This window comes from Altibacter sp. HG106, from assembly GCF_028561755.1.
Taxonomy (GTDB): domain Bacteria; phylum Bacteroidota; class Bacteroidia; order Flavobacteriales; family Flavobacteriaceae; genus DFVG01.
Window position 1 is genome coordinate 1 of record NZ_JAQQTD010000002.1, and the last position, 13741, is coordinate 13741.

Sequence of the window (13741 nt, forward strand, 5' to 3'; positions counted from 1 at the left end):
AAATAGATTGAAAGAAATTGACGCGCTTTACGTCATAAAATAACAAGCACGGTCTGGTAGTTCAGTTGGTTAGAATACCTGCCTGTCACGCAGGGGGTCGCGAGTTCGAGTCTCGTCCAGACCGCAACCCAGTATAAAGCCTCTCAGCAATGAGGGGCTTTTTTTTGTTTCTGTTGAGTCCCTTAAATGTGGCTTATGGTTTAGAAATAGACCCATGAGAAGCTTATCCACAGGAATCTGCTTTTTTGTGTTTCTACACAACTCATTTCCCGAAAGTCAAGTTTGACAAGTTTTTTACTCCAGAAAAGGTGTACCTATAGGTGTACTTTTTCAAAAAGGTGTACCCTGTTTTTTAATAGTTCATTTTATTTGGAATCACTCCTCTTATACCACCTTCAGGATTTTTTAAATCGCCCTGATATCTAGGAATAATATGACAATGAAAGTGGAAAATTGTTTGACCAGCTGAGGATCCACAATTCATGCCAATATTATATCCATCAGGTTTATTTTCTCTTTCAATTAATTTCTTTGCAATATCAATTAAACTCGGAAGTTCATTTTTAACCTCAAGAGGAAGCTCAAAAAATTCAATGTGTAATTCATTTGAAATTATTAGTAAGTGACCTGGTGATACAGGATAAGAGTCCTTAATGATAAAAAAGTGGTTACTTGTATAAAGTTTCTTATTGTCAGGGATATTTAAAAAATTCTCCATTATTACAAATATTCAAATCCATTATTGTGGGCTATAGTTAACATAGGTTGAATAAATTCTTCAAATCTGGATCTATCGAAATTGAGTAGAGGAAATATTGTTAGGTAATCTTGTAAAAATTTATTTTTTGGCTTACTCTTCTGTACTATTTCAAAACCTTCTTTTTGTAAGGCATAGAAGTCATCAAAATATTTGTCAAAAGAAGGCAGTTTTGCACTTTTTGTTGAATTAAATGAACTTTCAGCTGGGATTAAATTCCACATTAAATCATGTGCAACAAATTGATGAGGTATGAAATGTTCAATTATATACTCACCAACAATCAGTTCCTTTTGAGTATAAATGCATTTAATGTAACCAAGCTCATTTAGCACTATATCCCAGTATTTGCGTTTGTGATTTGTTAGATTGCCTCTGATAATTGGTCTTTGGATTTTATTTGGTATTTCAGGAACACTTGGATTTCGACTTTGCAAGAATAATGACAAGTGCCAATAGCAAAATGATTTTAAAACCCCGAGATTAAGTTGAAAAAAAATAAACCAATCATCATCTATTATGATGTTGTCTTTAAAAAGAGAGTAAGGAGCATTTTTTGATTTATCTAATGACAATTCATAGACAATTTTTTTAGAACCAGTACCTAGCCATGGGCTTAAAAACTTATGTGGCACATTATTATCAAAATGGAGTAATGTGGAAACGGTTGATTTGTTATTAGAATTAATTAGTGTGTTTAGAATTTTATTTTGCCTAGTGTCAATAGGTAAGTTTTCTATTTCTCTTACCGAATAAATAGCATTTTGGATTAGATCCTGTTTGCCAAATGAAATATGAAAATAATTGACAGTATACCAGGATAATGCAAGCATTTTGGCAAACAATTCTTTTTTACCTATTGTTTTAGTGCCATTCTCAACGGATTCCAAAATGGACCAAAACCAATAAAATTTATACGTAGCACTTGTATTGTTAAATACAGATGAAATTTTTGAGAATTTCTCATCGTGAATATTTAAGTGCATGGTGAATAATTGAATTAATAAACAAATTACTAAAACATAAATAACTATGAAACTTAAGATATTATTTCTTTTATATAAATCTAAAGCCAATTCTACTGGCAGGTGTCCAGTTAGGTGTAGAATAACCAGTAATAAAAGAAGAAAAGAATTCTCAACAGGACTTTTCATTAATCCAGATTACTGGAACTCCAAGAAACAAAAGGTGGAACCCTGTGAAGATAGCACCTACATCAACCAACAGCTGAGCCTGGTCAAGAACAACTTGTATCAGGCTTTTTTGTTTTTGCAGGTTAGTGGTGAGTCCTTCACTGTGGAGGATATCTACAGTCGTTACAAAGGTGAACCAACAACAAATGAAAAACAAGTGCTTGAAACCTACCGTGAATACTTAACCAGAATAGAGAAATTAATCGGGAAGGATTTACAGTTGGTAACCTATAAAAAGTATCAGGAATCGTATAGGCACCTAGCTGATTTTATCAAATGGAAATACAAGCGTAAAGACGTGCAATTGAAGTCTCTAAAAGGGGTTTTTTTAGACGATTACAGCTATTTTCTAAAGGTGGAAAAGAGCTTAGCTCAGAGCACACTAAATAAGGCGATACAGCGCTTCAGAAAGGTGGTAAAGTATGCTGTTGCACAGGATTATTTAAATAAGGATCCATTTCTTCTTTACAAGCCAAGAACAAGCAAGAAGGAAGTGGTTTTTCTAAGCAGAAAGGAGCTTACCATTCTGGAGGAAAAGGAGTTCGCTTTGGAACGTCTAGAAAGGATACGGGACATGTTTGTTTTTTGCTGCTATACAGGATTGGGTTTTAAAGAAATGGCTAATCTGAAGAAGGAGGATGTGTATGTGGAATTTGATGACAAACCATGGATTCATGTAAAAAGGCAGAAGAACAATCGTACCTATAAAATCCCAATCCTAACTAAGGCAAGGAAAATCATGGTCAAGTATGATGGGGAATCGCGGGAGATGGTGTTACCTTCTATCAGTAATACTCATTTTAACGCCTATCTTAAGGAAATAGCAAGCCTCTGCGGTATTAAAAAGCGATTGACCCATCATATAGCCAGGAAAACCTTTGCCACCACTATTTTGCTTTATAATGACGTTCCTATGGAGATCGTAAGTAAATTGTTAGGGCATTCAAAGTTACAGACGACGCAGGACCATTATGGTAAGGTTATTCAGAAGCGAATTAGTGAAGAGATTACACGAATAAGTGGAAAATTCAAGTAATAGTCATTGATCCAATATTTTACAGAAATAAATTATTACCTTTATTACGACTCGCTAGTTCAACGGATAGAACGTGGACCTGCTAAGTCCAAAGTGGGGGTTCGATTCCCCCGCGGGATTATTCCTTCCCGATAAATGGGAGACTATATAGAAAGGCTATCTGTCCGGTAGCCTTTTATATTTTCTTTGTCACTTAAAATACAAGCTTTTCACTTCCTTGTGCACAGACATCACTTCATTCAAGTTTGCCCCCATCAATTTAAATTCAGAAAAAAGAACTCCTCCTAATAAATTGACTTCATTTATTCCCATACCATACATCAAGTTTCTAATTATATCGAAAGCATATCTATTCTTATTTTCTGTCGTGATTGAGGTAGTTAGATAGATATCCTTTAAAAATTTTGCACAAACCGGAATAAGAAGATTATTATTATGAAGTGAGTACTGTAAATTATATAAAGCCATGGAATATTGATTGTCCTTTCCAGCGAGCATTTGAAAAAACTCATTCTTTAACACATCTAAATTTAAATCAATTCCCGAATAATTATTCTGTAATAAAAAACTATAAAATTCTGTATCGCACTTATCTCGGTTATAAACCCTTAAATATTTTTCTGGACTCAGTAACCACTTATTAATCTGTATAGAATCTTCGCTTTTCAAAAGATACAAAGAAGAGTCACTCGTGATTAGTCTAAAACCATTTCTACTTGTCAAAAACATATTATCTACAAGGTATCCGAACAATGTATCCCTCTCTTTTCCCTCTTGTTCTAACCTTAATGCGATTTCAAGTTTTTCTTCTACATTGTCAATCAAGCAATTCTCATCAATCCACTTTAGAATTTCTCTGTAAAATTCAATCTTTGAATTTTTATCTGGCAATGGAAACACCTTTACACCCTCAAGAGTAATTTGCGTTGTAAGGCCATCTTCTGGGGCATTTTCTGCCTCTTTTAATCCAATTAAGAATATTTGCTTGGTATAATAAGAAACCGTGAATTTATGCTCAAATTGAAAATTTAGTTTCCTATAAAGTTGATAGAATAAAATTAGTGAAGTAACATCCAAACCATAGACTTCGCTAATTTTTGTGTTTATAGGATTGGTTGCTAAAATTGGGAGCGTAGTAAATTTTGAAGTATTATGACCTGTTAAGTAAAAATAGGCATCAACCATATTGCCTCTGAATACCATCTTGGAAACTTCAGAAAATCCGATGCGGGAATTATAGTAGTCTTGCAATCCTTTTTCTTTATACTCTTTTTCTTCAGTTCCTCTTGCACCAAAATTTTTAATCAGAAAATCCTCAAACTCTTCTTTGTTGGAAGGAAATTCAATCATTTTAAACCCTAATTCATTTAATGGGTTTTCAATCTCTTCTTGAATATTTCTTAATAATTTGAGTGCATCATTATATATTTCAACAATCTCTACTGTATGGATTGACATGTCCAGATTGTTTGTATCCGTAACCGTATCTCCGACCTTTTTACCAATTAACTTTCCTTTAAAGCCACTATCGGAATCAATAAATATTTCATTTAAATCTTTACCATTGGTTCTGAATCTCACCCATACATCAATTTTTACCTTTTCATATTTTTCAAAAAATCTCTTGTCATATTTTATCAATAAAGCCAAATATTCCTTTCTTGCTTGTGTATTTGACTGATTCAATGCCAAATTGTAAAGGATTTTAAAACCATAATCAGCCTCTATGTCATTTCGAAGTAAAATCACTGCAATAAGTAATGCAACCGACTCATCAGCAAAACTTGCAGGAAATAAACTGACCTCATTTTTTATTTCATCATAGGCTCCTAAAATTTCAAGTGTCTTCACATAGGCTACAAGATATTGTTCATTTGTGGGGTCAATTTCCTTCAGCACTTTAACAATACTTTTTACCTCACTCCAATTGTTTGTAAATGCATGTAAGCTATACTCAATCCGCAACAATTCTTCATCGGTTTGATTATGAATTGTTCTAAAATTCTTGAGTAGATCCAGTAACTCAGAATGATTCCCCTCTCCTGTTTTCTCATTGCTCTGCAATTTTTTATACAAAAGTGAAGCATACATTACCAATTCTTGTGATGGTTTTTCTTTATTTACAAATTCAGATAAAAAATCTATCGCTTCATTTATTCTGTCAATCGATTGGTAGGATTCAGCAATTAGACTCTTGTAGTTATGGTCTAAATCATCAGCTTTCTCAAGCTCTTTCAGCTCTTCAGATAGTTTTTCCTTTCTTACTTCTGAGATATCTAAATACCTGGTTTCACAGCTTATAATAAATACTTGTTTAAGATTTTTTGATTTAAATTTTTTGGATTTTACTTTTTCTATATGTTCTAAAAAAAGTTCTTTATCCAATGTCCTATTAAACACATTAAAGAAAGAGTTCAAAATGTTAAAACCCTTTTGCTCGTCAATCATTTCAATGCCGTCAAGGTAGCTGTCAAAAACTTCCTCGATTTCATCTGTCCTTTTTAGGAAAAAGAGAACTGCTGATTTAACAAGATATAATTCACTGACCAGCTCTTCAGATTTTTCGTATTCTTTTAATGCCAACAATGCATCTTCATAATCAGAATTTACAAGTAACGCCTGTACAAAGGTCATTGTATAGAACCAATTTTCTTTTGGAATGGAGGCATATAGGTTCTTCAAATCATCTAATCGAGACTTTTCCTTTTTCAGAAAAAAATCAAAATAATGGTAGACGTGTTTGTGATGCCAAATTGCCTTCGAAAGTTCAGTATTCTGCAGAGTCGCAACATACTTCTTCAGCAATGGCATAAGATTTTTTACCAAATGATGTGATACTACTGGATTTTCCTTACCAGCAAGGAAACGGATTGGGTAATCACCAAAAATCTCATTGATAAGCAAGTCCAATGTAATCGACCATAATTGTCGATTTGTAAAAGTTACTTCATTATACTTATCGTATTCTACTTTGAACTGAAAATTATCGATTCCCACGTTTAAACCGAGAGCATGTTTTCTTAATATGTAGTTTGCGATATTTATTTTAAAGACATATTCATTTTGTACTGATTTTGGAGTTTCTTCAATCGCTACTTTTAAATCTTTAGAATTATGAAGTCTTATTAGCCAAGCAACAATACTAAATTCATCTTCTTTGAGAATCTCATCTGCTATTTTATCCGCTTTCTTTGGTTCTTGTAGGTTCAAATATTCAATTCCGGCCTTTTCTCTTAACTCCGTATCTGTGGGGTTTAATCTATATGCTTGCACAAACTCTTTTGCAGTTTCTTTGATAGCAAATTGTTGTAATTCTCTTTTACATGTAGCACTCAAGAAAAGAATTTTACTTTTTATTTTTGGGTTTCTGTTTAATTCATCCGGAATCCTTTTTTGGAGGTTTTCTAATTGCTTTAACGCAGTATCTGGCTTAAACTCATCAATTAGCAATTTTATACCTTGTAACTGGGCTTTATAATCTTGAAGCAACAATTCAAGGCCCTGAAGATGTATATTATAAGTATCACCAACTCGAAAAGCACCACCATTAGTATTTACATTTCCAGTATTTATATTACTTCCCATAATTATCTCCTATTCTAAAATCACCACCTCCAGTATCAACATTTCCCATATTGACATTCTTACTGCCCTTAATCTTCATATCCGATTTGGGTAGTTTAGAAATGATTTCCTTAAAATGATTTAGGTTTTCTGAGTTTGCTTCAATGGAATTTTCAAGAATAGATTTTACTATTTCAAGTTTCGATTCATTTGAAGGATTCTTTTGGAGTTCCTTTAGGGCTTTCTTAGGCTCGCCTTCTTTGTAGAATAAAGATTTTACCCAATTTATAGCTCCTTGGGATATTGATTTTCCCGTATCCTCTATAAGGCTCTCAAGACCTTTAGTTGCTAATGATACCGCTAACGCAGTAAGCATTGATGAAGTGATTAGTGGCATATATTATTTCTAAAATTTAATTTCCGAGTTAGTAAATGTTGAATTCTCTTTAAGTTAGAATTTATTTATTTAATTTATCTTAGGTATAAAAGTTACATTTAAATAAAGAATTAGTAATAAAACGGATTACCGTAACGAGTTCAAGGATTGATAAAGTGCCGTAAGGATTTGGCGAGGTGGCAATGCTATTTTGTAAATTGAAAAAATTCATGTACTCCTACTCCTATCGCCTCTGCGATCTTGAGTAATGTCAATGCTGTAAAATTTTGCCTCCCATTTTCTATGCTAGAAAGATTAGATTTTTCCATGTCGATCTGGACACAGATATCAAGTTGACTAAAGCCGTGCTGTCTTCTTAGCTTAGCTATATTTCTACCAACATCAAATAAATAATTTTTTTCAGCTTCAGTCATAATTCTATGACAAGATGCTGTAATATCTAACGCAGAGAGTTATGATATATAATAACTATATTTACGCGGTATTTTCTCTATTAAATATTGAAATTTTTTAAGAATCTAATTTTATGAAAATAATTGTCATTACCTTCTTGCTGCTGCTTCCACTTTCTTTAATCTCTCAAATTAATATTGAATTTTATACACAATATGGATATCATGTAAATTTCGACAAAGAGATGTTCAAAGTTATAGATGGAGAACAATTTTATTGGTATCTAGATATTAACCTGAATGAGGTTAAACAACCCAAGGAATATATTCAAGCAATAACTTATAATTCTTCAGGCCATCTTTACAGAATTGATTACGCAAATCAAACATATTATAAGTGGGATATTTCGGAAGTTAAAATCATTAAAAAAGATGGACTAGTCAAAACAATTCTATATCCACAAACCAGAAATAGTTGGCAGTCAGCCGAATTAACCAGAGAAAATGGGATTACAAAACTTAGTGTATGTATTAGAACAGAAAAAATAAGTGGTTCAGAAATCTGTAGAGAGCTATATATGCATTCAACAAACCGATTTGAAGATAACAATTTCAATTATTTGTCAAAGTTACCTAGTCAGAAATTAGATTAATATTATGAGTGCAGCCTAACCTCTATTCATCCCCACCCTTCTTGAAAATTGGGGATAACCCCCCGTAGTCAATTGTCTAATTTAAATTTAAATCTATGACTAAGTATAATGAATTTTTCAACGAAGAAACAGGGGAAATGGGATTCTCCTTTACAGCTAAACTTTTAAGGTTGGGAGAAACAATCCTGCAAAACAGCAATGAAACAAACTACAAAATTGCTGAGGTTAAATTTATGCTTCCGAGCGGGGAAGAGGTAGAGCGCACAGCCATGGTCTACGAGAAAAACTATGAACACGGTCTTGAGGTTGGAAAAAACTACCTTACAACTGTAACTTTTGATGAAGTTGATGGAACACCATACCTGCGTATGTCACATTTGCAGAATGTGCAAAGGGCTAGCGCAGCGGATTTTGCTGGACTTTTCCAGAGTAAAAAACAACTTATCGAAGATGACTCAGTGATGTAGTAATTATAATACCACAGAAACAATTAAAGGGGCTTATCCAAATCGGGTAAGCCTTTTTATTTGACCAAATAACTATTAGTATAAAATATAACAAAATACCATAATGGAAATAAGAAAATCTGAAAGAAGAAAAGCCAAGATGAAATTGGCACTACAAGGCAGTTCTGGCAGTGGAAAGACCTATTCAGCACTCCTCCTGGCAAAAGGGTTGACTAGAAATCAATTTGAGAAAGTAGCCGTAATAGATACTGAAAACGGCAGTGCAGATTTGTATGCACAATTGGGAAACTATAATGTGGTATCAATGAAACCACCCTATTCCCCAGAACGCTACATTGAGGCAATTCAGCTCTGTGAACAAGCAGGAATGGAAGTTATAATAATAGACAGCATTAGTCACTGTTGGGATTACCTATTACATATCCACAGTAATATGCCTGGAAACTCCTTCACCAATTGGGGAAAGATTACTCCCAGACAAAATACATTCGTGAACAAAATTCTGCAATCAGATAGCCATATAATAGCTACTATGCGGGTCAAGCAGGATTATGTGCTAAATAATAAAAATGGTAAAATGGTTCCTGAGAAAGTCGGACTTAAGGCTATACAGCGTGATTCATTGGATTATGAATTCACAATTGTATTTGACATTGACATTTCGCATCATGCAAAAGCTTCAAAAGATAGAACAGAGCTTTTTACAAATAAGCCAGATTTTATAATTAACGCTGCAACAGGAAAGAAATTACTACTCTGGTGTAGTGAAGGCTCAGATGATGTGTTGGAAAAGATTAAGCGCGAGATAGAATCTTGTGAAACCCTAGAAGGATTGAGACACATTTATTCTAAATATCCTGAAAATCAAAATCTTCTAAAGAATCTCGTTATTCAGAAAAAACAGCAACTAGAGAGCATTTCAAGCCAATTAGTGTCTGACGATCAAGTAATTCAACAAAATAATCAAGAAAATGGAACTGACAGCCATAAATAAAACAGAACAACAGATAGTCCCTCAAGAAGACATAATTATTTCAAAAGGGAATTTCATTGAAGCAAATACAGAGCAAGTTACGCTCGAACATCTCAGAAATGATTGTATTATTCCCGTTTACCCTGATAATGAAACTACTATTTCGCATGCATCGTTTATTGAGGCTACAGGGGATGTAACAAAAGATGTTTTTTCCGGTCAGACTATTCTGCGGCCCAATATCAGAATTAGCCACATCATTAAGGGACGTGTGCCTTCTGCAATAGGTAAAGCAGTTAAAGACCTTAGACCGGATGAAAAGACTATTTATTATCAACGATGTGCTTTTATCATTGAGTTGCCGCAAATTAAATGTGATATTAATGGTAACTCTCTTAGTTTGACCATTGGTGGAGTACGAGCATTGAATCAAGAGAACCTATACAGTAAAAGAACTACTGAAAAGTTCAAAGTTTTTATTGGGTTTAAAAATCAAGTTTGCACAAATCTTTGTATTGCCACAGATGGATTAAATGCAGATATCCGAGTCACTACAATAAATGAATTGAAAGATCAAATTAAAAGACTGATTCAATCCTTCAGCCAAGATAATTCAATTATGGCTATGCAACAAATGAGTCATTCAAAGCTGTCGGAAAAGCAGTTTGCACACCTTATTGGAAAGATGAGGATGTACCAACATTTGCCTAAAATTGAAAGATCGGATTTGTTCCCTTTAAAATTGAGTGACAACCAAATAAATACAGTCGTAAAAGAATACTACACGGACGCTAATTTTTCAAGATCGGATAAAAATTCTATCAACTTATGGAAGTTATATAATTTACTAACCTCTGCCAACAAATCCTCTTATATAGATTCCAATTTAGAAAGGAATGTAAGTGCATACGAATTAGTCCGTGAGCTTAGTATTTCACTAAAAAATAACACCAAAAATTGGTTTTTAGATATTTAATAACATAGCTTTTTTCTGAAAAAAATGGATTTCAATAAATTTTCAAATAGTCTCCTTTTTAGCACACCCAAAAGCCTCTTAATTGTTAGTTGGAATAATGTTTTAAAGGAACTATTTTGCCCGTTTGAGGTTGAAGTTATTACACCCGTTAACGGTTACAAAAAGGGGCAATTGCTATGGGTGGAAGAAGTAAAAGTAACGATGGAAATTAAAACTGTATATGTGATCAAGGGAAAAGCTTATTACTATCACTACTTTGAAATTTTGTAATTGTATAACTTTGACAAGTTTAATCTATTCTGTCCCCGTCAGGTGTCAATTAAATTTTAAGAAATGTTAGAGGTAGAGCTAGAAGATTTTATGTCAGAATCATCGTATATCAAGATTCAAAATGATTTTATGAGTTTTGGAAGTAATTTTAAGGATACTGAATTGAACGATGCTATTGTTGCTGAAGATTTCCACATTCAATACAAAGATGAAGAATCTGGAAGCTTACAAGAGAGATATTTTCAAAATGACTTTTTGATTCTTAAAATTGATGGATTAGGGAATAAGCTGATAAATAAATTTCAAAACTACATTTATGAAAATGATCTATTTATGGCAGAACAGAAAATTGAACTCTCAAAAAAATATCAATTACGATGTTTTAGTATAGAAAAATTTGTGAAACGAAGTGCTTTTTTGATTGATGAGGTAAAAAATGCCTTGAATAGAGAAATAAGAATTGCTCTTGACTTTTTTGAAACAAAATTTCTTTTAGATATTAAAAACCGGGATAAAATCAGGTTCAATCTTAATCGAACTGATATTCAAGTTCTATTTCTCTTACTACACCAACAAAAATTAATCGAGAATCCGCTTTTTAGTCCCCTAGGCCATTTAATTGATAAGTATTTTGCTTATTTGGACGAGAATTCTAATACATTTAAAGAGATTAGTAAATCTGGAAGCCTTCTAAGTGATTTTAAAAATGGTTCACGGACTATTGAGAAATCTATGCAGAGATTGAAGGAAATTTTCACGTCTGAAAATTTTTTTGAAATTCAACAATGACGAGGGTTAGCGTAGGGGTAAGAATATTTTCCCCTACAAATGAGACATCTCTTCCATATTTTTGTGCTTGTTTGGTTGAAGAATTAGATTAAGATTCGAGAAATGATGAGCGAAAAACCAATTAGCAGATCATCTCCGTCTGTAATAATTTAATTTTTCTTATCAAGCGATTTATTAACAGCCAAGTTAATTTGGCACAAAATTAAATGAATATTAATAGAAAGAAAGAAGCCCAATTTTGGAAGTTGGGTGATGGAGGGAATGTCACTATAATACATTCCAAATTAATTGAATTCCTTAATGAACAAGGTTTTTTGAATATTATGATTTCACCCTCACATAGAATGTTGGTGAGAAAAGAAAATAATTTAATTAGAGAAAGTTCAATTAATGAAATATGCGAAACCGTGCGCGACAATTTAAAGAATTGTGGATATCCAGAAGTATATGAAGCGTTTGTAAAGGGAGTAGGCAGTTATATTAATAATACTAAACTAGGTTTAATAAATAATCAAGAATTACTAAATGACAGAGATAAAACTGATGAATCTTGCTTTTATTTTAACAACTGCTTTTTTAAAATAAACAAAGATTCAATTCAAAAAGAGGATTTGTCTTCTTTAGAAGCAGTTATTTGGAAAAGCAGGGTCATCAACCATGATTTTTCAGATCCAAAAACCCATGAATCAGGACAATTTGAAATGTTTGTAGAATTGATAACGGGTAGTGATGAGAGATTTATAGCCTTGAAAACAGCACTAGGTTATTTATTGCATAGAAACAAGGAAAAAGGGGAGGATAAAGCTCTTATTTTTTATGATGCAAAGATGGGAGAATTAGGTAGTGCAAATGGCGGGACTGGCAAAACGTTGCTTAGCCAAGCCATTGCTAGGTGTAGGGAGGTAGTTTCCTATGATGGAAAAGAGATTAAGAAGGGGAGCTGGTTCAAAAATCAAAGAATAAACTTGACAACTGACGTAATTGTTTATGACGATTTGGAGCGCACCACTAGTTTAGAAGATTTTTATTCAATTATTACAAGTGGAATTGAAATTGAGAAAAAGAGACAGCAATCTTTCTTTCTTGATAGAGACAACTCACCCAAAATAATGATGACGTCAAATTATATTGTTGGTGGACCAACAGGGTCTACCGATGAAAGAAGGCGCTATGAATTTGAATTGATAAATTATTTTGATGCTAATTATCGTCCTGAAGATGAATTTGGCAATAGGTTTTTTGGATCCAATTGGTCAGAAGAAGAAGAAAACAAGTTTTACTTGTTTATGATGTCATGTGTGAAGGAATATCTTTTTCATGGATTACTCAAACCGACACCAATTAATCTAGGTAATCATAAGTTAAAAAGTGGAACGTGCACTGAGTTTGAAGAATTTGCAAAGGCAAATGTGGAAGTTGGTATAAAACAGAATAAAAGAGAATTAAGACAAAAATTTAAAAATCTAAATCCACATCTCAGTGACATGAATGCACATGTTTTTGATAAATGGATGAAAATCTATGCTGAAAGTATTGATTGTGATTTTAAATCCAAGTCTTCTGGCGGTAATTTATTCTGTTGGACTAAATCTAGAACCGATGCAGGATAACGTCAAGAGCTATTTGATCTATAAATCTACAAATATTGAGACAGGAATGATCTATGTTGGTGTCACAACTAAAAATTTAGAAAGTAGAATAAAAGATCATATCCAAAAATCAAATTCTAATAAGGGGCATTATTTTCAGGAAGCGATTGGGACTTATGGTCCTGAGGCTTTCAATTGGGAAGAAATTGATACCACGTCATCAAGGGATGAGCTTGCACAGATAGAAAAACAATACATCGAGCAGTATAATTCCTATAGGAATGGATATAACTCAGACTCTGGAGGTGGGTTTAAGAAAACAGTGTATCAATATAGCATTGATGACGGAACTCTTACAGGATCTTTTGATTGCCTAGAAAGTGCAGCTAGTGCAGTTAATGCAGATAAAAAGGCAATTTCGAGGGCGTGTTTAAATGTGAATAATATTTACAAAGGTTTTTACTGGAGCTATGAGTACAAAGAACCCTTCATTCCTAACTCAGATGCCAGGAGGAAGGAAGTTATTCAGATGGATGTGGAAGGCAATATGATTGCAGAGTACAAGTCCGTTGCAGAAGCATCTCAATCTACTGGTGCCAATAGGTCCAGCATAGCCAAATGCTGTAGAGGTAAGTATAAAAGTGCTTCTGGGTTTATATGGAAGTACAAACAATAATTTTTTAAT

General features: G+C 33.2%; 13 protein-coding genes and 2 tRNA genes. 10 read left to right on the forward strand and 5 right to left on the reverse strand.

Features of this window, described 5'->3' with window-relative positions:
- Nucleotides 1-50: 50 nt before the first annotated feature.
- Nucleotides 51-124 (forward strand) — tRNA-Asp (locus PO830_RS02780).
- 228 nt (nt 125-352) lie between these two features.
- Here PO830_RS02780 and PO830_RS02785 read toward each other — a convergent pair.
- Both PO830_RS02785 and PO830_RS02790 read right to left on the reverse strand, forming a co-directional pair.
- On the reverse strand, nt 353-718 hold the full coding sequence (locus PO830_RS02785) for an HIT family protein (RefSeq protein WP_272852021.1): 366 nt from the start codon (nt 716-718) through the stop codon (nt 353-355).
- Between the two features lie 2 nt (nt 719-720).
- On the reverse strand, nt 721-1743 hold the full coding sequence (locus PO830_RS02790; protein WP_272852022.1) for an HNH endonuclease domain-containing protein: 1023 nt from the start codon (nt 1741-1743) through the stop codon (nt 721-723).
- Nucleotides 1744-1789: 46 nt separating this feature from the next.
- On the opposite strand from PO830_RS02790, the gene PO830_RS02795 reads away from it, so the two are divergent.
- Together PO830_RS02795 and PO830_RS02800 are read left to right on the forward strand one after the other, a co-directional pair.
- Nucleotides 1790-2986, forward strand: coding sequence for a site-specific integrase (locus tag PO830_RS02795; protein ID WP_272852023.1), 1197 nt, complete (start codon nt 1790-1792; stop codon nt 2984-2986).
- 48 nt (nt 2987-3034) lie between these two features.
- A tRNA-Ser gene (locus PO830_RS02800) sits at nt 3035-3107 on the forward strand.
- A gap of 68 nt (nt 3108-3175) precedes the next feature.
- Here PO830_RS02800 and PO830_RS02805 read toward each other — a convergent pair.
- The 3 genes from PO830_RS02805 to PO830_RS02815 form a co-directional block, all read right to left on the reverse strand.
- A complete protein-coding gene (locus tag PO830_RS02805) occupies nt 3176-6571 on the reverse strand; it encodes a hypothetical protein (protein ID WP_272852024.1) in 3396 nt (1131 codons plus the stop codon).
- Nucleotides 6561-6947 (reverse strand): hypothetical protein, encoded by a 387-nt coding sequence (locus tag PO830_RS02810; protein WP_272852025.1) that lies wholly within the window; start codon nt 6945-6947, stop codon nt 6561-6563. Before PO830_RS02810 ends, PO830_RS02805 begins: the two co-directional genes overlap by 11 nt.
- 185 nt (nt 6948-7132) lie before the next feature.
- The gene (locus PO830_RS02815) at nt 7133-7360 is read right to left on the reverse strand and encodes a helix-turn-helix domain-containing protein (protein ID WP_272852026.1); all 228 of its coding nucleotides are present in this window, start codon (nt 7358-7360) and stop codon (nt 7133-7135) included.
- A 113-nt stretch (nt 7361-7473) separates the two neighbouring features.
- Here PO830_RS02815 and PO830_RS02820 point away from each other — a divergent pair, with 113 nt between their 5' ends.
- The 7 genes from PO830_RS02820 (at nt 7474) to PO830_RS02850 (ending at nt 13732) form a co-directional block, all read left to right on the forward strand.
- Entirely contained in the window at nt 7474-7992 is a 519-nt protein-coding gene (locus PO830_RS02820; RefSeq protein ID WP_272852027.1) for a hypothetical protein, read from the forward strand.
- Between the two features lie 95 nt (nt 7993-8087).
- Nucleotides 8088-8459, forward strand: a complete 372-nt coding sequence (locus PO830_RS02825; RefSeq protein ID WP_272852028.1) for a hypothetical protein — start codon at nt 8088-8090, stop codon at nt 8457-8459.
- Nucleotides 8460-8562: 103 nt separating this feature from the next.
- Complete coding sequence (locus PO830_RS02830) at nt 8563-9453, forward strand: AAA family ATPase (RefSeq protein ID WP_272852029.1); 891 nt, start codon at nt 8563-8565, stop codon at nt 9451-9453.
- Nucleotides 9431-10408, forward strand: coding sequence for a DUF3871 family protein (locus PO830_RS02835; RefSeq protein WP_272852030.1), 978 nt, complete (start codon nt 9431-9433; stop codon nt 10406-10408). The genes PO830_RS02830 and PO830_RS02835 overlap by 23 nt, the downstream gene beginning before the upstream one ends.
- A gap of 333 nt (nt 10409-10741) precedes the next feature.
- Nucleotides 10742-11467 carry a hypothetical protein gene (locus tag PO830_RS02840; RefSeq protein WP_272852031.1) on the forward strand — a complete coding sequence of 242 codons (726 nt, stop codon included), beginning with the start codon at nt 10742-10744 and terminating at the stop codon, nt 11465-11467.
- A 206-nt stretch (nt 11468-11673) separates the two neighbouring features.
- Entirely contained in the window at nt 11674-13077 is a 1404-nt protein-coding gene (locus tag PO830_RS02845) for a primase-helicase family protein (protein ID WP_272852032.1), read from the forward strand.
- Nucleotides 13067-13732, forward strand: a complete 666-nt coding sequence (locus tag PO830_RS02850) for an NUMOD1 domain-containing DNA-binding protein (protein WP_272852033.1) — start codon at nt 13067-13069, stop codon at nt 13730-13732. The genes PO830_RS02845 and PO830_RS02850 overlap by 11 nt, the downstream gene beginning before the upstream one ends.
- Nucleotides 13733-13741 lie beyond the last annotated feature (9 nt).

Excerpts from the sequence above, each read along its gene's own strand:
- PO830_RS02785 (WP_272852021.1), bottom strand. The coding sequence starts at position 718 with ATGGAGAATTTTTTAAATATCCCTGACAATAAGAAACTTTATACAAGT.
- PO830_RS02790 (WP_272852022.1), bottom strand. The coding sequence starts at position 1,743 with ATGCACTTAAATATTCACGATGAGAAATTCTCAAAAATTTCATCTGTA.
- PO830_RS02795 (WP_272852023.1), top strand. The coding sequence starts at position 1,790 with ATGAAACTTAAGATATTATTTCTTTTATATAAATCTAAAGCCAATTCT.
- PO830_RS02805 (WP_272852024.1), bottom strand. The coding sequence starts at position 6,571 with ATGGGAAGTAATATAAATACTGGAAATGTAAATACTAATGGTGGTGCT.
- PO830_RS02810 (WP_272852025.1), bottom strand. The coding sequence starts at position 6,947 with ATGCCACTAATCACTTCATCAATGCTTACTGCGTTAGCGGTATCATTA.
- PO830_RS02815 (WP_272852026.1), bottom strand. The coding sequence starts at position 7,360 with ATGACTGAAGCTGAAAAAAATTATTTATTTGATGTTGGTAGAAATATA.
- PO830_RS02820 (WP_272852027.1), top strand. The coding sequence starts at position 7,474 with ATGAAAATAATTGTCATTACCTTCTTGCTGCTGCTTCCACTTTCTTTA.
- PO830_RS02825 (WP_272852028.1), top strand. The coding sequence starts at position 8,088 with ATGACTAAGTATAATGAATTTTTCAACGAAGAAACAGGGGAAATGGGA.
- PO830_RS02830 (WP_272852029.1), top strand. The coding sequence starts at position 8,563 with ATGGAAATAAGAAAATCTGAAAGAAGAAAAGCCAAGATGAAATTGGCA.
- PO830_RS02835 (WP_272852030.1), top strand. The coding sequence starts at position 9,431 with ATGGAACTGACAGCCATAAATAAAACAGAACAACAGATAGTCCCTCAA.
- PO830_RS02840 (WP_272852031.1), top strand. The coding sequence starts at position 10,742 with ATGTTAGAGGTAGAGCTAGAAGATTTTATGTCAGAATCATCGTATATC.
- PO830_RS02845 (WP_272852032.1), top strand. The coding sequence starts at position 11,674 with ATGAATATTAATAGAAAGAAAGAAGCCCAATTTTGGAAGTTGGGTGAT.
- PO830_RS02850 (WP_272852033.1), top strand. The coding sequence starts at position 13,067 with ATGCAGGATAACGTCAAGAGCTATTTGATCTATAAATCTACAAATATT.